The following is a 20,169-nucleotide window of genomic DNA, read 5'->3' as shown; positions in this document are numbered from 1 at the left end:
CATTGCGAGCGAAGCGAAGCAATCCAGTCCGTCACCGCGGCGGCAGACTGGATTGCTTCGTCGCTTCGCTCCTCGCAATGACGAGGATGAGATATTCGGCATTCCGCTCACCCTCCCTGCCGCGGCGTGATGATCTCGATCTCGTCGCCGGCCTTCAGGCTCGTCTCGGCCCAGCGGCTTTTCGGCACGACGTCGTAATTGAGCGCGATGGCGAAATGGCTGCCTTCGTAGTCGAGCTCGGCGAGCAGCGCGTCCACGCTGGCTGCGCTGACCTCGCGCGGCTCGCCGTTGACGATCAGGAGCATTGCATTACCTCGTTGTCGATCTGGCCGCGCTCGACATAGGCGAGCGTCAGCTCGGCGAGCGCGGGCGCAATCAGGAAGCCGTGGCGGTAGAGGCCGTTGACGCTGATCTTACGATCGCGAATGCCGATGCGCGGCAGATTGTCGGGATAAGCGGGGCGCAGCCCCGAGCCGAATTCGACGATGCGGGCTTCGCCGAACGCCGGGTGCACGGTGTAGGCGGCCCCTAATAGCTCCAGCGCGGAGCGGACGCTGACGCCGGTGTCCTCGGCCTCGATCGAGGTCGCGCCCAGCATGAACAGGCCGTTCTCGCGCGGGATCACGTAGAGCGGCCAACGCGGATGGATCAGCCGCACCGGGCGCGCCAGCTGCACCTCGTCCGTCTCGATCAGGATCATCTCGCCCTTGACGCCGCGAAGCTCGCTCTGCTCGTCGCGGGCACCAAGGCCGCGGCAGTCGATGACGATGCTTTTAGGATTCAGGTTTGCAAGCTCGTTCGCGGTGACGTCGCTGCAGAACTTGATGGTGCCGCCGGCAGCCTTGATGCGCTCGTGCAGCTGCGGAAGCACGCGGCGCGGCTCGACATGGCCCTCGGCCGGAAAGAACAGCGCGTCGCGGAAGCGGCCCTCCAGCGACGGCTCGAGCGCGGCTAGGCCGGCGGCATCGAGCCGGCGGTGATGCTCGGTCATGCGCGCAAACCGCTCGAAATCGTTGCGCTCGCGCGGGTGGGCGACGACCAGCGAGCCGTTGAACGGCGTGTCGGGCAGCTCGCGCCGCCAGAGATCGAGCGAGCGCAGCCCCAGGCGGCTGATGATGGGCTCGGCGACTTCGGCCTCGCAATAGGGCGCGAGCATGCCGCCGGCCCAATGGCTGGTGGCATCCGTCATCGCCTCGTCACCGCGCTCGTGCAAGGTGACGGCATGACCGGCCTGCGCGAACAGCAACGCCTGCCAGGCGCCCGCGATGCCTGCGCCGATGATGGATACCGGTGAATCCGGTCGCTTGATGGTCTGCAACATCCCTGTCCCTTCGCCGGCATGACCCGGATCAGGTTCAAAGGGTCACCGCGGTCCTGGGCGGTATTGCCCATTTAGCGGTATCTCAGCTCCTCCTCGGAGCACCCCTCGGAACGGTGGTAATGTATGCCAGCAGGATGGGGTGGTCAACGCGGTAACAGTCGTCATGCCCGGGCTTGTCCCGCCTGCGCGGCCAAAGCCGCTTCGGCGAGGCGAAGGCCCGGGCATCCACGTTCTTGGCGCAGATGCAAGACGTGGATGGCCGGGTCAAGCCCGGCCATAACGGAGATCAATGAGCGGGAACCTGCGCCCGCGCGTTACGGACGCGCTGGGCGAGCTTCCTGTGGGTCGGAGCGGCGAACATCGGCTGCGGATTGCCGTTCGGCTCTAGCCAAGGTTGGCCCATAGTGCCCTGACCCATGGTCTCGCCGGCATTGGCGACCTGGACGGCCTCCTGCCGCTGGCGCTTTGCAGCGTAGTAATAGCCGCCCGCGAAATAACGCACGGCTCGCGCGTGATCGCCATTGGCGGCGCGGTAGGCGCCGGCGAGGTATTTCACGGCGTAGGTGAGGTTGGTGTTGGGATCGCGCAGGCCGGCGGCATCGCCGGTGTAGCCGACCCCGCGGGCGGTCGCGAGCTTGATCTGCATCAGCCCGATGGTGCCGCCGCGGCCGACCACATGCGGCTGATAGCGGCTTTCGCGCATGATGACGCGATGCACCAGCGCTTCCGGCACGCCGTTGGCGCGGGCATGGGCGGCCACCATCTCGGCATATTCGGCTTGCCCGGCGAAAGCTGCCTGCGGCAACGTCAATCCGGCCGCGAGCAGCGCGACAATTCGTAAGATTTTCATCGAAATATTCCTCGGCATAACGGACCCGCGCCCGAGCGCGTTAGGCCGTGGGAACACGGCGATGATGTGGCGAAATGTCACCAACGGCGATTTTCGCCGGCTCGTCGCTTTTGCGACTTAAACCTGGGTTAAGCTCGGAGCTGGTGGAGCGCCTTACGCGACAGCGGGTCTGTCCATTTCGCGCATTCGCCCAACAATCGCTAGTCAAAGCCAGCACTCGGGAGACGTCCATGACCCCTGCAGACATCGACGACATTCCCAAGCAGAACCCTTGTGCACAATGTGGCACACCGATCCCGTTCCCTGACTGGATCGAGCCGGGCGAAGGCCGCGTCTCCTATCTCTGGACCTGCCACGCCTGCAATTACCGCTTCGAGGCGGTGGCGATCTTCCCGCACGAGGCGATCGAGCACCCGCCGCTCGCGGCTTGATCAGGCGGCAAGGCGCGGCGCCTGCGAGACCGGCAATCGCATCCGCACGATCAGGCCGCGCGGGGCGCGGTCATGCAGCGACAGCTCGCCGCCGTGGCCGAGCGCGATTGCGCGCGCGATCGACAGGCCGAGCCCGAAGCCGGTGGAGTAGTCCATGGTGCGCGCGTCGTCGCCGCGCACGAACGGCTCCAGCATCTCCTGCTTGCGCGCATCCGAAATGCCGGGGCCGTCGTCCTCGACGTCGATGACGAGCATGGTGTCCGAGACGTCGAGGCGGATCGTCACCTCGGCGCCGAAGCGCACCGCGTTCTCGACCAGGTTGGTGACGCCGCGATGCAGATCGTCGGGCCGCGCGGCGGCGGTCGCGGACGCCGGCCCGACATAGTGCACGACATGGCCCATGTCGCCGAACTGATCGGCGACGAGCTGCAGCGTGCTGGCGATGTCGACCAGCGTCACCGCCTCGACCTTGCGGTCGTCGCGCAAGAGCGACAGCACCGATTCCAGCATCGCGCGCATCTGGTCGAGATCCATCAGCATGCGCTTGCGGTTGGCTTCGTCCTCGATAAACTCGGCGCGCAGGCGCAGCCGCGTGATCGGCGTGCGCAAATCGTGGCTGATCGCGGCCAGCATCCGCGTGCGGTCCGACATCAGCCGCACGATCCGCTCGTGCATGCGGTTGAGCGCGCGCGCCACCGCGCGGATCTCCTCCGGGCCGCGCTCGGTCAGCGGCTCGGCGGCGCCCTCGAGGCTGAAATTCTCCGCCGCCGCGGCGAAGGACGACAGCGGCCTCGTCAGCGCGCGCGCCGCCCACAGGCCGAGCACGGTGACGCAGATGAAGGCGCTCATCAGTGCCATCAGCCAGGGCGCGCCAGAGAACAACGGCCGCGGGGCGCCATCGACATGGCCCGCGATCACGGTGCCGTCGGGCAATTGCACGCCGATACGGGGCTCGATGCTGCCTGAAGCCAGCCGTCCGGTCTTGTAGGCGCGGCCGAGATGGCGGCGCATCCAGCGCAGATGCAGGCTGTCGCTCTCCGCGAGATTGGCCGTGCCGGGCGCCAGCATCTCGATGCCGAGCCCGGGGAAGGCGCGCGCGAGATCGGTGACGAGGCGCGGACGCTCGCTCGCCTCCGCCGCCTCGAGCAGCAGCGCGGCATCGGCCAGTTGATGCGCCCGGTCCGGCGGGGCATCAGGGCGGTCCTGCCGGATAATCAGGAAGGCGGTGGTGATGACGAGATGGAGCGCCACTGTCGAGGCCAGCACCAGCGCGGCGATCTGCCCGCCGATACCCTTGAGGTGGAAGAACGAAAACGGCTTCATCGTCGTCCCCCTCAGCTGCTCGCGGGCACTGTGGTCGCTTCGGCGCTTGCTGCCTCGGTTTTCGCGACCTCGGTTCGTGGCGTGAACAGATAGCCGCCGGAGCGCACCGTCTTGATCAGGGTGGGATCGGCCGGATTGGGCTCGATCTTGCGGCGGATGCGGCTGACCAAGACGTCGATGGAGCGCTCGAACGCGCCGGTGCTGCGCCCCTGCGTGAGGTCGAGCAGGCTGTCGCGCGACAGCACGCGGCCGGGCCGCTCGCAGAACGTGCGCAGCAGGTCGAACTCGGCGCTGGTCACCGCGACGCGCGCGCCTGCGGGATTGCGGAGCTCGCGCAAGCGCAGATCGATGCGCCAGCCTTTGAAGGTGAGCGCGGAGGCACCTTCGACCGAGCTCGCCGCTTGCGCGGCGGCCTGGCGACGCAGCACCGCGTTGATGCGGGCGAGCAGCTCGCGCGGATTGAACGGCTTCGGCAGATAGTCGTCCGCTCCCATCTCGAGGCCGACGATGCGGTCGACGTCCTCGCCGCGCGCGGTCAGCATGATGATCGGCGTCTGGTTTTCGGCGCGCACCTTACGGCACAGGCTGAGGCCGTCCTCGCCAGGCAGCATGACGTCGAGAATGATGAGATCGACGCGGTGGTCGGCCATAGCGCGCGACATCTCGCGGCCGTCGGCGACGGCGGTGACGTTGCAGGCGTTGCTGCGCAGGTATTTCGCAATCAGCGTCCGGGTTTCGCGGTCGTCCTCGACGACCAGGATGTTGGGATTGGGAATGGCCATGGACCTTGTTTGTCCAAAATTCCGGCCAAAAGGCGAAGATTTTTGTTTCGAATTGTTTCTACCGGGCGATCAGCAACGGACGGCAATCGCCACACCGCCGAGCGGCAAGCTCTCGTTAAGGCCGTTAACCATACCGTGGCGTGGTCCGCGGCGAAACCCGCAAAACGAAGGGAGCCATCATGAGCTCGATCTCGGCGGCCTCCGCCGGCAGCTATCAATCGCCACTGCAACGGCTTCAGCAGGAATTGCAATCGCAAGTCTCCGCCGGCACGATCTCGTCGTCGGACCAGTCCGCGCTCTCGACGGCGCTGACGGATATCGACACGGCGCTCCAGCAGAGCCGATCGAGCGGCCAGTCGAGCGGCGCGCCTCCCTCCAAGGACGAGATGCAGTCGAAGATCGAGGACCTCATCTCGAGCGAAGTGTCGAACGGGACGCTGACCTCCGAACAGGCCGAGGAGCTGAAAAGCGTGTTTCAGTCCGCCTTCGCGCGTGTACTAGGCGGTCCGCCGCCGGACGACGGCTCTTCGGATTCGACGACGACGGATTCGACGAGCAGTAGCTCGACGGACCAGACCACCGCCGAGATCCTCCAGCAATTCCTCGAGGCGCTGCAGCAATCGCAATCGTCAGCATCCTCCTACGGTGCCAATGGCAGCTCAACCGGCAATTCGAGCTTCGCCGCGCTCCTGATCGACTACAAGAGCTGACCTCGGCGACGCCGGGTCGGCGCGGTCCTCGCCGCGGTCCTGCCTTGCCCCAAGGCGCATGATCCTCGGCGGGGAACCGTGCACCGCAAAATGTTCCTGAGTGACGCAGGAACAGTTCGCGCATGGCGCGACGAAATTGCGGCACGCACGGAACTGCGCTCGATCAGAGCGGTTTTCTCCGCACGAGTTTTCTGTGAAGGAGAGGACAACAATGTTGATGAAATCGATCGTCACCGGCCTCGCCGGTACCGCGCTACTTGCGACCGTCGCAATCGCGCAAACGCCGCCCGCCGCCACCACCGACAAGGCGGCCCCTGCGGCCACCGCAACGACCACGACGGCTTCCGGCCAGTGGCGCACCTCGAAGATGGACGGCCTGAAGGTCTACAACGAGGCCAACGAGAACATCGGCACGATCAACGACCTGCTGATGGACAAGAACGGTGACATCAAGATCGCCGTGATCGGAGTCGGCGGCTTCCTCGGCATGGGCGAGCATCTGGTCGCCGTGCCCTATGAGAAGCTGAAGTTCGTCAACGAGCCCGTCGCCTATACCGGCACCGGCGCAAACACCGGCGCCCGGCCCGCAGGCACGACGACCGGCGCTGCGACCGGTACCGACAGGCCCGCAGCGACCGCATCGACGTCGTCCGCGTCGAAATGGTACCCGGACCACGCCGTGTTCAATGCCAGCAAGGACGAGCTGAAAAACATGCCGCAGTTCAAGTACGCGGAGTAATGCGGCTCGCGTAACTGCCTGAACGAAGCGCGCCTGGTTTTCACCGGGCGCGCTGTCGTGTCTTTAACTTCCTGCGTCCTCAACCCCCGCTGCCCTTGAGCCGTTCATTGCGTCGGCGCAGGGCTTCCAGGGTGGCGAGCAAGATGACCGAGACGGTCGTCAAGATCACGGCCGCTGCCGTGATGGTCGGGCTGATGTTCTCGCGGATGCCGCTGAACATCTCGCGCGGCAGGGTGCGCTGCTCGGGACCCGCCATGAACAGCACGATCACCACCTCGTCGAAGCTGGTTGCGAACGCGAACAGCGCGCCTGATGCCAGACCCGGCAGGATCAGCGGCAGGATCACGCGACGGAACGCGTAGATTGGCGAGGCGCCGAGCGAGGCGGCGGCGCGTGCCAGGTTGGTGTCAAAGCTCTGCAGCGTCGCCCCGACCGTGATCACCACGAAGGGCGTCGCCAGCGCGGTGTGGGCCAGGATCAGACCGAGATAGCTGCCGGTCAGCCCGATCGGCGCGAAGAAGAAGTACAGGCCGACCGCGGTGATGACCCCGGGCACGACCACCGGCGACAGCACGAAGGCCAGCACGAGCGGCTTGAACCGGCTCTTCCACTGCGCCAGCCCCAGCGCGGCCAGCGTGCCGAGGACCATGGACAACAGCGTCGAGGCGACGCCGATGATCACGCTGTTCTTGAGCGAGTTCATCCAGCGCGGCGAATTGACGAAGTCGTCGTACCAGCGCAAGGAAAGGCCCGGCAGCGGATAGGTGAGGTACGAGCCAGAACTGAACGACAGCGGCATGATCGCAAGGATCGGCGCGATCAGGAAGATGAACACCAGCGTGGAGACAACGATAGTCGCGGTCCACGCGATGCGCTGGCTGGGGGTGCGCAAGGAGGAATTGTCGCTCAATTCTTCATCCCTCCCGTGACCTGCTGGCCCTGCACCAGCTTGCCGTAGACGAGAGCGAGCAGAACGGTGGCGAGCAGCAGCACCGCGCCCAGCGCCGAAGCAAGGCCCCAATTGGCCGTCTCGGTCGTGTAGAGGGCGATGAAGTAGCTGATCATCTGGTCGGCGGCGCCGCCGACGAGGGCCGGCGTGATGTAGTAGCCGAGCGCCAGGATGAAGACGAGCAGGCTTCCCGCGCCGATGCCAGGCAGGGTCTGCGGCAGGTAGATCCGTAGGAAGGCGGTGAGGGGCGGTGCACCGAGCGAAGCGGCGGCACGCATGTAGGCGGGCGAGATCGCCTTCATGCTGCTGTACAGCGGCAGGATCATGAACGGCAGCAGAACGTGGGTCATGGCAACGCAGACGCCGAAGCGGTTGTAGATCAGGCGCAAGGGTGCGTCGATGATGCCGAGCCAGAGCAGACTATCGTTCACGACGCCCTTGCTCTGCAACAGGACGATCCAGGCGCAGGTGCGAACCAGGAGCGACGTCCAGAACGGCAGCAGCACGAAGATCATCAAGAGGTTCGACCGGCCGGGCGGCAGCGTCGCCAGGAGGTAGGCGACCGGAAAGCCGAGAATCAGGCAGAGGGCCGTGACAGCGAGGCTGATGAGGAAGGTGCGGAGGAAAATGTCGCGGTAGATGGCCTGATCCGGTGGTGCGGCGACGATCGCGCCGTCGGCGTTTCGCGTCAGGTCGAGCGCGGCGAGCAGGTAGAAGCCGGTGATCGGGCCGCCGGCGTCCTTGATCGTGGTCCAGGTGGCGCGTTCGCGCCAGGCGGGGTTGATCCTGCCCAGCGTCTCCCTGGCCGTACCGGGCTCAGGCACCGCCTTCAGATTGCGTCCTGTGCTGGTCAGGATCGTGCGGAAGCCGTTCAGCGCGTAGTTGAGCCGTTTGGCCGCAATCGCAAGGGTGCCGGCGGCGCGCGCCGCCAGGATGTCGCTTGCAAGCGCCGCATAGGCGTTTTCATCCGGCAAGTCCTTGCCGTCCCAACTGGCAAGAGCAGCGACCGTTTGCGGCAGGACCTGACGCACCTCCCAGTCCTCGACCGAGCGCCACAGCATGCCGGCGATGGGACCTGCGAAGGTGAAGAGCAGAAACAGCAGAAGCGGCAGGACCAGCGCCAATGCCTTGACCTGGCGTGTCCGCTCCGCACGCCTCAATCGGCGTTTGAGCGGCACCTCAGTCTTGTTATCGGCGCCGAGCGCGGGCGCTGCTGTCATGGAGAAAGCCTCTTGGAGCAGCCTGAGCAAGCGCCTCGTCCTTCGAGACGACCGCTTCGCGGTCTCCTCAGGATGAGGCTCATTGACATTGGTGCCAGTAACGTCGCTGCCACAGACTCAGACCTTCATCCTGAGGGCCCGCCGTAGGCGGGCGTCTCGAAGGATGCGCCACGGGCGAGTTGTTCGCGTGCTATTTCGCGGCCCATTTGTTGAAGCGTTCGGTCAGGCGGTCGATGTTCTCGAGCCAGAAGCCGACGTTGATCTCGACCGCGTTCTTGATGTTGTCAGGCGCTGTCGGCAGGTCCTTCAGGACGGCGGGCGCGAGCCGGCCGGCGGCGTCCTTGTTCGACGTGCCGTAGGCAATGTTCTCCGACAGCTTGGACTGGTTCTCCGCCTTGCCGACGAAGTCGAGGTACTTGTAGGCCGCATCCTTGTTCGGGCTGCCCTTCAGGATGACCCAGCTGTCGATTGTGAACAGCGCGCCGTCCCACACCATGCCGAAGTTCTTCTTCTCGTTCTTGTTCGCGGTGTCGATACGGCCATTGTAGACCGAGGTCATCGCCACCTCGCCGGAGGCGAGCAATTGCGGCGGCTGCGCGCCGGCCTTCCACCAGACGAGGTCGCCCTTGATGGTGTCGAGCTTCTTGAAGGCGCGCTCGATGCCTTCGTCGGTCGCCAGCACCTTGTAGACGTCCTTCGGTGCGACGCCGTCGGCCATGAGGGCGATCTCCAGCGTGGTCTTCGGGCCCTGGCGCAGCGCGCGCTTGCCCGGAATCTTCTTGGTGTCGAAGAAGTCGGCCCAGCCTTTCGGGGCCTCCTTCAGCTTGTCCTTGTCGTAGCCGAGGACGAAATCGTAGAGGATGGCGCCGACCCCGCAAGGATTGACCGACGGCGGGATGTAGGCGGCCTCGCCGCCGATCTTGGAATAGTCCAGTTTCTCGAACAGGCCTTCCTCGCAGCCGACCGCGAGCTCATCGCTCTCGACCTGGACGACGTCCCAGGTGGCGGCGCCTCCCTGCACCTTGGCGCGCAGCACGCCGACGCCGCCGTCCCAGGATTCGTCGTTCATCGCGATGCCGGATGCTTTCTTGAACGGCTCGAAATAGACCTTCTTCTGGGCCTCCTGATACGCGCCGCCCCACGAGACGACTGTGAGGTCACGCGCTTCTGCGACATTGGTCAGCGCGACACCGGCGCCCAATGCCGCGGCGAAACCCAGAGCAATCTTGCGCTTCAGCATGGTCTTCGTTCCTTCTTCATGTGAGTTGCGTTGACATTGATTGTTTCAGTTTCGTCGCCGGCAGATCAGACGGGATCGAGGGCGAGGCAGTCTTCCGGGCGGAAGGTGATGAACACGCTTTCGCCAGGTCTTAGGCCGTGATGCGCTCCCGGCTGAAGCTTGACCATGAACTCGGCGTTGCCGGCCACATCCAGCACGGCCAGCGCGTGGTCGCCGAGATAGATGGTGTTCTGCACTTTTGCCGGCAGCCGGTTCGGTCCCTCACTGGAATTGCCATTGGGAATTATTGCGACACGCTCCGGCCGCACCGACAGAGAGGTCGATGCGCCTGCGCCTGACACGTTGACCGCCCGTGCGGCGACTGTGCTGCCACCGGCCAGCGCGACGCGGCAATAATCCCTCTCCACGGTTTCCACGGTGCCGGCGAGCACATTGTTCTCACCGATGAAGTGGGCGACGAAGCTGTTCACGGGATGCTCATACAGCGCGTCGGGGCGGTCGATCTGTTGCACGATGCCGTCGTTGAATACGGCGATGCGGTCCGACATCGTGAGCGCTTCGCTCTGGTCGTGGGTGACATAGACGATCGTGATGCCCATCGTCTCGTGCAGCTGCTTGATCTCCAGCTGCATCTGCTCCCGCAGCCGCTTGTCCAGTGCGCCCAGGGGCTCGTCCATCAGCACGAGCTGCGGATTGAACACCAGCGCGCGGGCCAGCGCCACGCGTTGCTGCTGACCGCCGGACAATTGCCCGGGCCGCCGGTGCGCAAAAGTTTCCATCTTGATCATGCGCAGCGCCGCGCTGACGCGCTCTTGCGTCTCCGCCTTGCTCGACTTGCGAACCGAGAGCGGGAAGGCGATGTTTTCCGCGATCGTCAGGTGCGGAAACAGCGCGTAGTTCTGGAACACCATGCCGATGTCGCGCCTGTGCGGCGGCACGTTCTTGATCGGCCGCTCGCTGAGGTAGATCTCGCCATGGGTCGGCACCTCGAAGCCGGCCAGCATCATCAGCGTGGTCGTCTTGCCCGATCCCGACGGGCCGAGCAGGGTGATGAATTCGCCCTTCCTGATGTCGAGGTCGAGGTTCTTCACCACGAGATGCTCGCCATCATAGGTCTTTTGAATGCCGGAAAAACGCACCAGCGCCGGCGCAGGCGTGACCATGCCGGCTTCCATGTTGTCCTCGCGTTGTCCCCTACAATGCGCGTGCGAGATTAGCATCCTGCAGCGAGAATGCCAGCGGCGCAAGCGACGAGGAATTGTGCGGGTCCGGCGAGTGGCGGGACAACCGCCTCTGACGGGTGGCGGCGCCTGCACGCACGCCTCGTCCTTCGAGACGGCGCTTGCGCGCCTCCTCAGGATGAGACTCATCGGCGTCCGTGCTCGTTGCAACAGCTGCCGCGCACTCCGCCCTCATCCTGAGGAGCCCGCCCAAGCGGGCGTCTCGAAGGATGGCCGCAGGGAAGAGCTCTCACATGCGACGGCCCTGCGATGCGCAGGGACGCGCTACATCCCCGACAGCTTCGTCACGAATACGTTCAGCGAGCCGCCGGCTTCCGCGACCACGCGCAGGGTCTTGGAATCGAAGGAGATGTCGGCGAGAGTGAGGCTGTCGATCCTGGCCTCGACCTTGAGGCCGTCCTCGCTCTTCTGGTAATCGGCGATCGCGGCGGCGATCTTCTCGCGGGCGTTGGCGGCGATCGGCTTCAGATCCAGGGTTGCCCTCTGCAGCAGCGCCTGCTGCATCTGCGGGACGACGGCGCGGGCGGCGGCACCCAATAGGCCGAAGGCGGCCTCGGATTCCACCGCGAGCTGGATGTCGGTGAGCCGCAGCGTCTGCTGCGCCTGGTCGAGCACCGGCCGGCCCCTGATGTGCACATTCGCCTCGGCGCCGAGGCCGAACCAGCTCTTCTTCTCCTTGGCGCGCACCAGAAGCGAGATCAGCAGTTGGTCGCCCGAGGGCACGACGTTGGCGCTCTTGATGGTCACGTCGACCGGGCCGGAGCCGTCCTCCGGATAGGTGCGGCCGACCATCTGCGCTGCGATCAGCTTGTTGATCTCGGTGAAGGGCACGTCGATCGGCACCCCGATGTTCACGCCGGTGCCGGTCGGCGGCACGATCGAGATCTTGTCGGGGAACGGGCAGTCCGGTTTGGTCGGCGTCGAGGTCACGCGTGTCTCGGCCTCCAGGCCGAGCAGCAAGGTCACGGCCTGCGCATCGACGCGCGGCTGCGCCGCGATCGCGCGCACCGGCTTCATCTCGAGCCACAGCGGCGGCAGTGAGGAACCCGAGCCTTGCAGCGGGATCGAGCGGCAGGCCTTGATCCATTGCGCCTTGGCATTCTCGCGCAGGCTGGGATCGTTGCGGATGCGCTCGGAGACGGCGTTGATCTGCTCGCCGACGGTCTTGTCGATCAGCGGCTTGACCTGCGCGGGCACGTTGACCTTGGCGCCGGCGACGTTGAGGTTGGTGTCGCCGAGATTGACCTGGGCGCCGAGATTGGGCTCCAGATACCAGGCCGCGGCGAGCTTCGGGCGCGAGGTAACGACGACGTTGCCCTTGATCTCCGCGCTCGCGTTCAGGTTCTTGATGTTGACCGCGCCGATCCGCTTCGCGGCGTCGCCGCCGAGCACGCTGCCGAGCGCATCGCCAAGCGCGCCTGTGGCCTTCGACGACAGCGAGCCGGTCACGTTGAGCTTGCCGGTGAGCGGGGTCGAGATCGTCAGCACGTCCTTGTCGCCGGCTGCCGCCATCGGGCCCCGGACGGCGGACCAGCCGATATCGGCATTCTCCAGGATCTGCGAGATCGGGTTGTCGGCCTTGCCGGCGAAATTGCGCGGCGCGGCCCTCTCGGCCTGCTCGCGGATCGCCGACAGCGCGATGGCGACCGGCGCGATCACGATGGAGCTCTTCGAGGCCGGCGGCAGCGGCGGCAGCTGAGCGACCGGCGGCGCCGAATCCGTCGCGCGCGGCGCCAGCAAGTCCATCGCCTTCAGGCTGATGAAGAACGACGCCGCGAGCACCGCGATGCCGATCAGGATAGTCTTCAGATTCCACGTCAGACGCATCAATCCCCCAAGCCGCCCCGACGGGGATTCTACAGGGCGGGCGAGGAGGGCGCTAGAGCGCACCCGTTGGGTGGAATTGGGGCGAACAGGTTACGGATTGTGAACGCGCCGTCGGCGTGCCGTCACGTCAGGACGCATGATTAGCTTTGCCGCGGGCGCCGGACCGCTCTCACCTTGCCGCGATTGCCGCCGCCGCAGAAGAAACGGTCACCGCCGTCCGATTCCAGGCCCGACACGATCGTGCCGGCGGGCATGTCGATCTGCTCGATCACTTGTCCCGTTTCCGGATCGATCCGACGCAAATCGCTCTGTTCGTTCTCCCAGGTGCCGTGCCAGAGCTCGCCGTCCACCCAGGTCACCCCGGTCACGAAGCGCTTGCTCTCGATGGTGCGGAGGATCTTGCCCGTTTTGGGATCGATCTGATGGATCTTGCGCTCGCGATATTGTCCGACCCAGAGCGAACCCTCGGCCCAGGCAAGGCCGGAATCGCCGCCGCCGCCGGGCGCCGGAATGGTGCCGAGCACCTTGCCCGAGGCCGCATCGATCTTCTGGATGCGGTCCTCGGCGATCTGGAACAGGTGCCGTCCGTCGAACGCCGTTCCCGCATGCGCGGCGACGTCGATGGAGCGCGCGATCCTGCCGTCGGCCGGATCGAGCGCGTTCAACTTGTCGCCGGAAGCGAACCAGACGCGCGTGCCGTCATAGGTGACGCCATGCACGGCCTCGACGCCTGGAAAGGGTCCATACTCCGTGACGATCTCGGCGGCTGAACGTTTCATGTGCTCGATCCCTCATGCTTGCGCCCATCCTACGTCTTCAGGAGCGGCGTGGGGAGTAACAAGCCTGTCGGGAAACCCGGAACGGGCGGCGTCATCCAGCGGCGCGCCCGTCCGTGTCCGAACGACTGCACCTTGCCCGACCGCGCCAGCTCCTCGAGCGCGCGCTGCACGGTGCGCGGACTGATGCGAAGCGCAAGCGCGAGCGCCGAGCTCGACCATGGCTCGCCGTCGGTAAGAAAGGCGAGGACGGCGGCGTGCTTCTCCTCAACGGGCCGCGCCAGCACGAGGACGTCGCGCGTCTTCCGCGGCGCCAGCACGAAGCCCTGCTTCGTCGCGCTGATATCGGCCAGCGGCGCGAGCTTGCTGCGGAGTCGTCCGATCTCGACGCGCAGGCGCGCGCGGTGCGATTCGTCGGCGTGCCTGGCTTGAAAGGCGCCGGATATCAGCGTCTCGCGCGAGACATCCGCAGGCCATGCCTGGGCCAGGAGACGCGCGAGCGCGAACAGCACGGGACGCGTTCCGAGCGACACCGCGACGCCTTGCCTGCGCACGACGTGATGAAAGGTATCAACGACCAGCGCCGTCGAGGTCGCCAGACGTTCGACCTCTCCCAGCAACAGCGGATGTTCGCTGCCGCGGGCGATCAGGCGCGCTGCCGGCGTGTCGAGGATCAGGCTCGCGCTGTCGACCTCGGCCACGAGCGCGGGAATGGCTGCAAGGCGCGCCGCGTGAGCCGCGCGGCCGAGCGCCGTGCGCGCGTCGTTCGTTCTGAGCCGCCTGATGGCGATGCCGGCGAGCACGAGCTCGCGGACGACCTGCGATGCGGGCGGGAGCATCGCGGGACGGACTTCGGCGAGCGTGCGCTCGGCCTCGTCGAGGCGACCGACCAGAAGCAGGCGGCGCGCCTCGACATGGCCCGCATGGGCGGCATTGACGAGATCGCCGTGCTGTTCGAGCGTCGCGCGTGCCGCCGCGAGCGTCTTCACCGGCCAGTTCAGATCGCGTGAGACCAGCGCGATCTCGGCTTCGGCCACCAGGCATCTTGCGCGTGCCACCGCCTCGCGCGGACCGAAGGCGCGCGCGGCGGTGCGCAGTAGCGACTTGGCCTTGGCGAGATCGCCGAGCTGCGCCATCGCGATGCCGCGCAGCGCCAGCGACGGCGCATCGTTGCGCAGCGCGACGCGGTTCAAGGCGCCGAGCGGATCGCCGGCCTCTAACGCGCGCGCAGCGGCAGTGATCAGCGATTCCATGTCAATCCCGCCACACTTGTTACTCCCGCACCGCGGCCGGTTGGTGCCAGAAATCGTTGGCAGGACGTCAAGCAAAAGCTTTGGAGAGTCATGATGACATCAGCAGAAAAAGCAGGAACCAACGGAAAGACCGCCATGCAGACACCGCCGGTGGTGTCGCCGCAGGACTGGGAGGCGGCCCGTCTGCAGCTGCTCGTGAAGGAGAAGGCGCATACCCGTGCCCGCGACGCCCTGGCCGCCGAGCGGCGCCGCATGCCGTGGATGGCTGTCGACAAAACCTATGCGTTCGAGGGGCCCGGCGGCAAGCTCAGTCTGCACGACCTGTTCCAGGGCCGGCGGCAACTGATCGTCTATCGCGCCTTCTTCGAGCCCGGCGTGTTCGGCTGGCCCGATCAGGCCTGCCGCGGCTGCTCCATGGTGGCCGACCAGGTCGCCCATGTCTCGCACTTGAATGCCCGCGACACCACGCTGGTGTTCGCCTCGCGCGCGCCGCAAGCCGACATCGTCAGGCTGAAGCAGCGGATGGGCTGGATCATGCCCTGGGTCACCATCACCGACAGCTTCGATGCCGATTTCGGCGTCGACGAATGGCACGGGACGAATGTGTTCTACCGCGACGGGACGCGCATCTTCCGCACCTATTTCGTCAAGAGCCGCGGTGACGAGCAGATGGGCGGGACCTGGAACTATCTCGACATCACCCCGCTCGGCCGCCAGGAGGTGTGGGAAGATTCGCCGGAAGGTTACCCCCAGACCCCGACCTACAAATGGTGGAATTGGCACGACAGCTACACCGAAGGCGCCGCGCCCGACAAGCGATGGGTGGAGATCTCGGACGCCGGCGAGAAAGCCTTCCGCGAGGAGGCCGCGGGAGAGCGGAAATGACCGGTCCGGTCAGCGCGGTCCCCAGCGCCAGCCCCGACGGCGTCGCGGCCGCGCGTCACCTCGCCAGATGGCTGGGGCTGGCGGCCACGCCGACCTTCGCCATCATGGCCGTACTGACGGCTTTGCCCGGGGGTGGGCCCGCGGAGATGCTGTGCGGCGCCGGGCAGGGCTCTCTGCTCGGCGGGATGGTGCCGATGTATCTCTTGATGAGCGCGTTCCACGCCGCGGCGTGGCTGAGGCTGATAGCGGAGTGGCGGGGCGCAGTCAGCCGGTAAGCGCACCGCAATCGCACAGCGGAAAGAGCGCGTTGCGATCTATTGCCCGCCCGCCGCTTGCAGATACGCAACCACCTTACCCGCTTCGTCCTTCGAGATGCCGCCATAGGGCTGCATCTTGTGGCCGGACACGACCTCGTCCGGCTTGACCATGAAGCGGGTGAGCTTGTCCTGGTCCCAGGCGAAGCCGGCTTCTTTCATGGACGAGGAGTAATTGTAGTCCGGCAGCGAGCCGGCCTTGCGTCCGACGATCTTGTTGAGATTGGGACCGAGGCGATTGTCGCCTTCCTTCATGGAATGGCAGGTGCGGCAGGAATTGTTGAAAGCCTGCTTGCCGGCGTCGTCAGGCGCGGGTTGCTGCGCGAGCGAGGCGGGCGCGGACACGAGCAGCGTCAGTGCTCCGGCGCCGGCGAGGGCGTGCAGCCATGGGCTTGGCGAGGGTTGCCTTCGTGGTCGCATTTGCGCCTCCATCGGGGATTGCGCCGCAACAGGCGCAACGGGATGTCAGGGCAAACGAAAACGGCCCCGGTGGGTTCCGGGGCCGTTCGCGTTACGTTGTCCTGTCGCTTCAGCGGCTCGCGGCGCCGAGGTCTGCGCGGCGCTCGGTCATCGGCAGCACGATCACCTTGGTGCCGACGTTGACGCGGGAATAGAGGTCGGTGACGTCCTCGTTGGTCATGCGGATGCAGCCGGAGGACACGCGCTTGCCGATCGTTTCGGGGGCGTTGGTGCCGTGGATACGGTAGATGGTGCCGCCGAGATACATGGCGCGCGCGCCAAGCGGATTGCCGGGGCCGCCGGCCATGTGGCGCGGCAGATAGGGCTGGCGGGCGATCATTTCCGGCGGCGGCGTCCAGGCCGGCCACTCGGCCTTGCGGCTCACCGACTGGATTCCGGACCAGGTGAAGCCGTCGCGGCCGACGCCGATGCCGTAGCGCAACGCCTGGCCATTGCCGAGCACGTAATAGAGATAGGTGTTGGGCGTATCGATGATGATCGTGCCCGGCGCTTCGCGCGTCGCGTAAGAGACGGTCTGGCGGCGGAAGCGGGCCGGCAGCTCGACCGCGTCCTGATCCTCGGGCTCGGTCTGGTAGGTCGGCGCCTGATAGGGCTGATACGACGGCTGATACGGCTGCAGCGGCTGCGGCGCGGTCATCGGCGGCAGCGGCTGGAAGAACGGGAAGATCTGCACCGGCGCGGCCTTGGCTGCGCCAGCGAACGTGATTGCGGAGACCGCGACGGCACTGAGTGCAACGGCGCGCGAAAACGTCTTGAACGTGTCCAGATTGAACATGTGATCGCCCCTGTTTGCTCGGTGTTTTGCTCACCGCGGCACCGTTGCGGTGCTCCGTTGCCTGAATTCCTAACGGCAAAACGTTTCGGGACATTTGCGCGGAAAACCGAAAACGGTTTCACGGCGGCAAGAATTGTTTCATGACAGTTTCGTGGCCCCGCCGGCTCGTTAACGAACAAAACAGCGCGCCGACACTTCTGTGACGTCACACGCCTGAAATATCCTTCGTTGATGGTCGATGCCTGAGAATCATCAAACTCTCGGGATTTTCCCATGCGGGTATTAATCGCGACGGACGCCTGGCATCCCCAGGTCAACGGTGTGGTCCGCACCCTGACCTCCCTGGCGAATGCGGCCAAGACCCTCGACGTCGAGATCGACTTCCTCACCCCCGACGGCTTTCCGTCCTGGCCGCTGCCGACCTATCCGGGCCTGCGCTTTGCGCTGCCTTCGGCGAAGGAGATCGCGCGGCGGATCGAGAAGGCCGCGCCGGAGGCGCTGCATATCGCGACCGAAGGCCCGATCGGCTGGGCGGCGCGCGCCTATTGCCGCCGCAACCGGCTCGCCTTCACCACCTCCTACACGACGCGCTTTCCGGAATACGTCTCGGTGCGGACCGGCATCCCGGCGGGCGTCGGCTATGCGGTGCTGCGCCACTTCCACGATGCCGCCGCCATGACCATGGTTGCGACGCCCTCGCTGCGGCAGGAGCTGTCCGAGCGCGGCTTCAAGCGGCTCGGCTTCTGGACGCGCGGCGTCGACACCGGGCTGTTTCATCCCGACGCTCCGGCACAGCTCGACCTGCCGCGCCCGATCTTCATGACGATGGGGCGCGTGGCGGTGGAGAAGAATCTCGAAGCGTTCCTCTCGCTCGACCTGCCCGGCACCAAGGTCGTGGTCGGCGACGGCCCGCAGAAGGCGGCGCTGGAGAAGAAATATCCGGACGCAGTCTTCCTCGGCGAGAAGAAGGGGGCGGATCTCACCGCGCATCTCGCCGCGGCCGACGTATTCGTGTTTCCGAGCCTGACCGACACCTTCGGCGTGGTGCAGCTCGAGGCGCTCGCCTGCGGCACGCCGGTTGCGGCGTTTCCGGTCACGGGCCCGAAGGACGTCATTGCCGATCACCCGATCGGCGCGATCGACCACGATCTGCGCACCGCCTGCCTGCGCGCGCTCACGATGTCACGCGAGACCTGCCGCAACTTCGCGCTGGAGCGCTCCTGGGAGAACAGCGCGCGCCAGTTCGTCGGCAACCTCACCTCACTGCAGCCCAGCCGCGTCCTGCGCGCCTCGCCTCGCATGGCGCGGCGGCCGGTGCGCGGCTGACCGTTTATTCGAACCACAGCGAGAACCTCATCGATGGCTAAGATCATGAACCTTGACGGCACCCAGCAGCTCGACCTCACGCGCGGCACGGTCGAGCAGGCCTATGACCGCTGGGCGCCGGTCTACGATCTCGTGTTCGGCGGCGTGTTCGCCAAGGGCCGGCAGGCCGCGATCGCGGCCACCAACAAGATCGGCGGCCGCGTGCTCGAGGTCGGCGTCGGCACCGGCATCTCGCTGCCGCTCTACGCGCCGAACCTGCGCATCTTCGGCACCGACATTTCGGAAGCGATGCTGGACAAGGCGCGCCGCCGCGTGACGGAGCAGAAGCTGAAGAACGTCGAGGGCCTCGCGGTGATGGACGCCGAGAAGCTCGAATTCCCCGATAATTCCTTCGACGTCGTGATGGCGCAATACGTCGTCACCGCCGTGCCGAACCCGGAGAAGGCGCTCGACGAATTCGCCCGCGTGCTGCGTCCGGGCGGCGAATTGATCATCCTCACCCGCGTCAGCGCCGACACCGGCATGCGCCGCTTCATCGAGCAGAAGCTGCAGCCGGTGGTGCGTCCGCTCGGCTTCCGCACCGCCGAGTTCGCCTGGTCGCGCTACGCCAAATGGCTCGCCGGCGCGCACGGGATCGAGCTTGCCGAGCGCCGCTTGATCCCGCCGCTGGGACACTTCTCGCTGGTGCGCTTCCGCAAGGTCGACGTCGCCAAGGCGGCTTGAGCTCACGCGTCGCGTGCGTCATCGCGCCGCTGCACATCGTCACATGACAAAATGATGATGTCACACGGCCTACATCGAATCTCTGTAAATCCTGAACCCGAAAGCATTTTGGGGATGAGCATGATCAAGAACTATCTCGAGCAGCTGCGGATCCAGCGCTGGGACGACCATCGCTACTATCACCACAGCCGCATCAATCAGAGCCTGCACTTCGTCAGCGCGCTGAGCTTCCTGTTCGCCTATGTCTGGCTGTTCATCGATCCCGTCGTCTCCGCGCTGGTCGGCTGGCTGGTGTCGATGACCTCGCGCCAGGCCGGCCATTTCTTCTTCGAGCCGCACACCTACGACCACATCAATCAGGCGACGCACGAGTACAAGGAAGAGATCAAGGTCGGCTACAATCTGCAGCGCAAGGTGGTGCTGATGGCGATCTGGGCGCTGTCGCCGCTGGTGCTGGTCGTCGATCCCACCCTGTTCGGCATCTTCACGCCCTGGCAGAGCGCGACCGACTTCATGCGGCAGGTGGCGAAGATCTGGCTCGTGGTCGGCGGCGGCGGCCTGTTGTTCCGCACCGTGCACCTGTTCTTCATCCGCGACGTCGAGACCGGCCTCGTCTGGATGACCAAGATCCTGACCGATCCGTTCCACGATTTGATGCTCTATCGCGGTGCTCCGCTCGCCCTGATGCGCGGCGAGCTGATGGATCCCGGCCTGCACCTCAATCCCGAGCACACGCTGGGCTTCATCGACGAGCCCGTGCTCGAAGAGCAGCACGCTTGAAGCGCGCGGCGCACGCGACACGCTCCGATGTCTGATGGCTACGTCATGCCCGGCCTTGTGCCGGGCATCCACGTGTTCGGGGCTGCGAACGCGGTGCTTCCTTCACCTCTCCCCGCGTGCGGGGAGAGGTCGAATTTGCGCGGAGCGCAAATTCGGGTGAGGGGGACTCTCCGCGGGGATGCTGCCAGATGGTCGTGCGTCAATGCTCACCGCACGCGCGGAGA

At 65.9% G+C, this 20,169-nt stretch carries 22 protein-coding genes and 1 riboswitch; of the genes, 8 read left to right on the top strand and 14 right to left on the bottom strand.

What is annotated here, in order from left to right:
- Positions 1-107: 107 nt before the first annotated feature.
- The 3 genes from thiS to XF30_RS30360 form a co-directional block, all read right to left on the bottom strand.
- Positions 108-305, bottom strand: a complete 198-nt coding sequence (gene thiS, locus XF30_RS30370; RefSeq protein WP_109144703.1) for a sulfur carrier protein ThiS — start codon at positions 303-305, stop codon at positions 108-110.
- Positions 296-1,321 carry an FAD-dependent oxidoreductase gene (locus XF30_RS30365; RefSeq protein WP_109144702.1) on the bottom strand — a complete coding sequence of 342 codons (1,026 nt, stop codon included), beginning with the start codon at positions 1,319-1,321 and terminating at the stop codon, positions 296-298. The genes thiS and XF30_RS30365 overlap by 10 nt, the downstream gene beginning before the upstream one ends.
- A riboswitch (TPP riboswitch) is annotated at positions 1,309-1,437 on the bottom strand. (Overlaps the previous gene by 13 nt.)
- 170 nt (positions 1,438-1,607) lie before the next feature.
- Positions 1,608-2,171 (bottom strand): lytic transglycosylase domain-containing protein, encoded by a 564-nt coding sequence (locus XF30_RS30360; protein WP_109144701.1) that lies wholly within the window; start codon positions 2,169-2,171, stop codon positions 1,608-1,610.
- 230 nt (positions 2,172-2,401) lie between these two features.
- Between XF30_RS30360 and XF30_RS30355 the strand changes: the two genes are divergently transcribed.
- The gene (locus XF30_RS30355; protein ID WP_036013259.1) at positions 2,402-2,602 is read left to right on the top strand and encodes a hypothetical protein; all 201 of its coding nucleotides are present in this window, start codon (positions 2,402-2,404) and stop codon (positions 2,600-2,602) included.
- On the opposite strand, the gene XF30_RS30350 is transcribed toward XF30_RS30355, so the two are convergent.
- Together XF30_RS30350 and XF30_RS30345 are read right to left on the bottom strand one after the other, a co-directional pair.
- Positions 2,603-3,925: an ATP-binding protein gene (locus tag XF30_RS30350; RefSeq protein WP_109144700.1), complete on the bottom strand. Its 1,323-nt coding sequence runs from the start codon at positions 3,923-3,925 to the stop codon at positions 2,603-2,605.
- Positions 3,926-3,936: 11 nt separating this feature from the next.
- A complete protein-coding gene (locus tag XF30_RS30345; protein ID WP_109144699.1) occupies positions 3,937-4,707 on the bottom strand; it encodes a response regulator in 771 nt (256 codons plus the stop codon).
- A gap of 179 nt (positions 4,708-4,886) precedes the next feature.
- On the opposite strand from XF30_RS30345, the gene XF30_RS30340 reads away from it, so the two are divergent.
- Both XF30_RS30340 and XF30_RS30335 read left to right on the top strand, forming a co-directional pair.
- On the top strand, positions 4,887-5,417 hold the full coding sequence (locus tag XF30_RS30340; RefSeq protein ID WP_109145909.1) for a hypothetical protein: 531 nt from the start codon (positions 4,887-4,889) through the stop codon (positions 5,415-5,417).
- A 211-nt stretch (positions 5,418-5,628) separates the two neighbouring features.
- Entirely contained in the window at positions 5,629-6,156 is a 528-nt protein-coding gene (locus XF30_RS30335; protein WP_036013268.1) for a PRC-barrel domain-containing protein, read from the top strand.
- A 79-nt stretch (positions 6,157-6,235) separates the two neighbouring features.
- Here the strand turns inward: XF30_RS30335 and XF30_RS30330 are convergent, their stop codons facing one another.
- The 7 genes from XF30_RS30330 to XF30_RS30300 all read right to left on the bottom strand — a co-directional run bounded on the left by XF30_RS30330 (position 6,236) and on the right by XF30_RS30300 (position 14,662).
- Positions 6,236-7,066 carry an ABC transporter permease gene (locus XF30_RS30330; protein ID WP_192893291.1) on the bottom strand — a complete coding sequence of 277 codons (831 nt, stop codon included), beginning with the start codon at positions 7,064-7,066 and terminating at the stop codon, positions 6,236-6,238.
- Positions 7,063-8,325, bottom strand: a complete 1,263-nt coding sequence (locus tag XF30_RS30325) for an ABC transporter permease (RefSeq protein WP_036013273.1) — start codon at positions 8,323-8,325, stop codon at positions 7,063-7,065. Before XF30_RS30325 ends, XF30_RS30330 begins: the two co-directional genes overlap by 4 nt.
- Positions 8,326-8,515: 190 nt before the next feature.
- Positions 8,516-9,565, bottom strand: a complete 1,050-nt coding sequence (locus XF30_RS30320; protein ID WP_109144698.1) for an ABC transporter substrate-binding protein — start codon at positions 9,563-9,565, stop codon at positions 8,516-8,518.
- A gap of 65 nt (positions 9,566-9,630) precedes the next feature.
- A complete protein-coding gene (locus XF30_RS30315; RefSeq protein WP_036028460.1) occupies positions 9,631-10,740 on the bottom strand; it encodes an ABC transporter ATP-binding protein in 1,110 nt (369 codons plus the stop codon).
- Positions 10,741-11,070: 330 nt separating this feature from the next.
- Entirely contained in the window at positions 11,071-12,633 is a 1,563-nt protein-coding gene (locus XF30_RS30310; protein ID WP_109144697.1) for a DUF4403 family protein, read from the bottom strand.
- Positions 12,634-12,773: 140 nt separating this feature from the next.
- Positions 12,774-13,412, bottom strand: a complete 639-nt coding sequence (locus tag XF30_RS30305; RefSeq protein WP_109144696.1) for a Vgb family protein — start codon at positions 13,410-13,412, stop codon at positions 12,774-12,776.
- Positions 13,413-13,441: 29 nt separating this feature from the next.
- Positions 13,442-14,662: a winged helix-turn-helix domain-containing protein gene (locus XF30_RS30300; RefSeq protein WP_109144695.1), complete on the bottom strand. Its 1,221-nt coding sequence runs from the start codon at positions 14,660-14,662 to the stop codon at positions 13,442-13,444.
- Between the two features lie 90 nt (positions 14,663-14,752).
- Here XF30_RS30300 and XF30_RS30295 point away from each other — a divergent pair, with 90 nt between their 5' ends.
- Complete coding sequence (locus tag XF30_RS30295; RefSeq protein ID WP_036028450.1) at positions 14,753-15,547, top strand: DUF899 domain-containing protein; 795 nt, start codon at positions 14,753-14,755, stop codon at positions 15,545-15,547.
- Complete coding sequence (locus XF30_RS30290) at positions 15,544-15,822, top strand: hypothetical protein (protein WP_109144694.1); 279 nt, start codon at positions 15,544-15,546, stop codon at positions 15,820-15,822. Before XF30_RS30295 ends, XF30_RS30290 begins: the two co-directional genes overlap by 4 nt.
- Positions 15,823-15,861: 39 nt before the next feature.
- Here XF30_RS30290 and XF30_RS30285 read toward each other — a convergent pair whose 3' ends face one another.
- The gene (locus XF30_RS30285; RefSeq protein WP_036003413.1) at positions 15,862-16,293 is read right to left on the bottom strand and encodes a c-type cytochrome; all 432 of its coding nucleotides are present in this window, start codon (positions 16,291-16,293) and stop codon (positions 15,862-15,864) included.
- Positions 16,294-16,390: 97 nt separating this feature from the next.
- A complete protein-coding gene (locus XF30_RS30280) occupies positions 16,391-17,116 on the bottom strand; it encodes a L,D-transpeptidase (protein WP_109144693.1) in 726 nt (241 codons plus the stop codon).
- Between the two features lie 273 nt (positions 17,117-17,389).
- Between XF30_RS30280 and XF30_RS30275 the strand changes: the two genes are divergently transcribed.
- From XF30_RS30275 to XF30_RS30265, 3 genes are all read left to right on the top strand, one after another.
- The gene (locus tag XF30_RS30275; RefSeq protein WP_109144692.1) at positions 17,390-18,442 is read left to right on the top strand and encodes a glycosyltransferase family 4 protein; all 1,053 of its coding nucleotides are present in this window, start codon (positions 17,390-17,392) and stop codon (positions 18,440-18,442) included.
- Between the two features lie 33 nt (positions 18,443-18,475).
- Positions 18,476-19,165, top strand: a complete 690-nt coding sequence (locus tag XF30_RS30270) for a class I SAM-dependent methyltransferase (protein WP_036003432.1) — start codon at positions 18,476-18,478, stop codon at positions 19,163-19,165.
- 120 nt (positions 19,166-19,285) lie between these two features.
- Positions 19,286-19,945, top strand: a complete 660-nt coding sequence (locus XF30_RS30265; protein WP_025034507.1) for a membrane protein — start codon at positions 19,286-19,288, stop codon at positions 19,943-19,945.
- Positions 19,946-20,169 lie beyond the last annotated feature (224 nt).

Source organism: Bradyrhizobium sp. SUTN9-2 (assembly GCF_003122645.1).
Taxonomy (GTDB): domain Bacteria; phylum Pseudomonadota; class Alphaproteobacteria; order Rhizobiales; family Xanthobacteraceae; genus Bradyrhizobium; species Bradyrhizobium yuanmingense.
The sequence above is the reverse complement of the archived record's forward strand: the minus strand, read 5'-3'. Positions and strand labels throughout refer to the sequence as shown.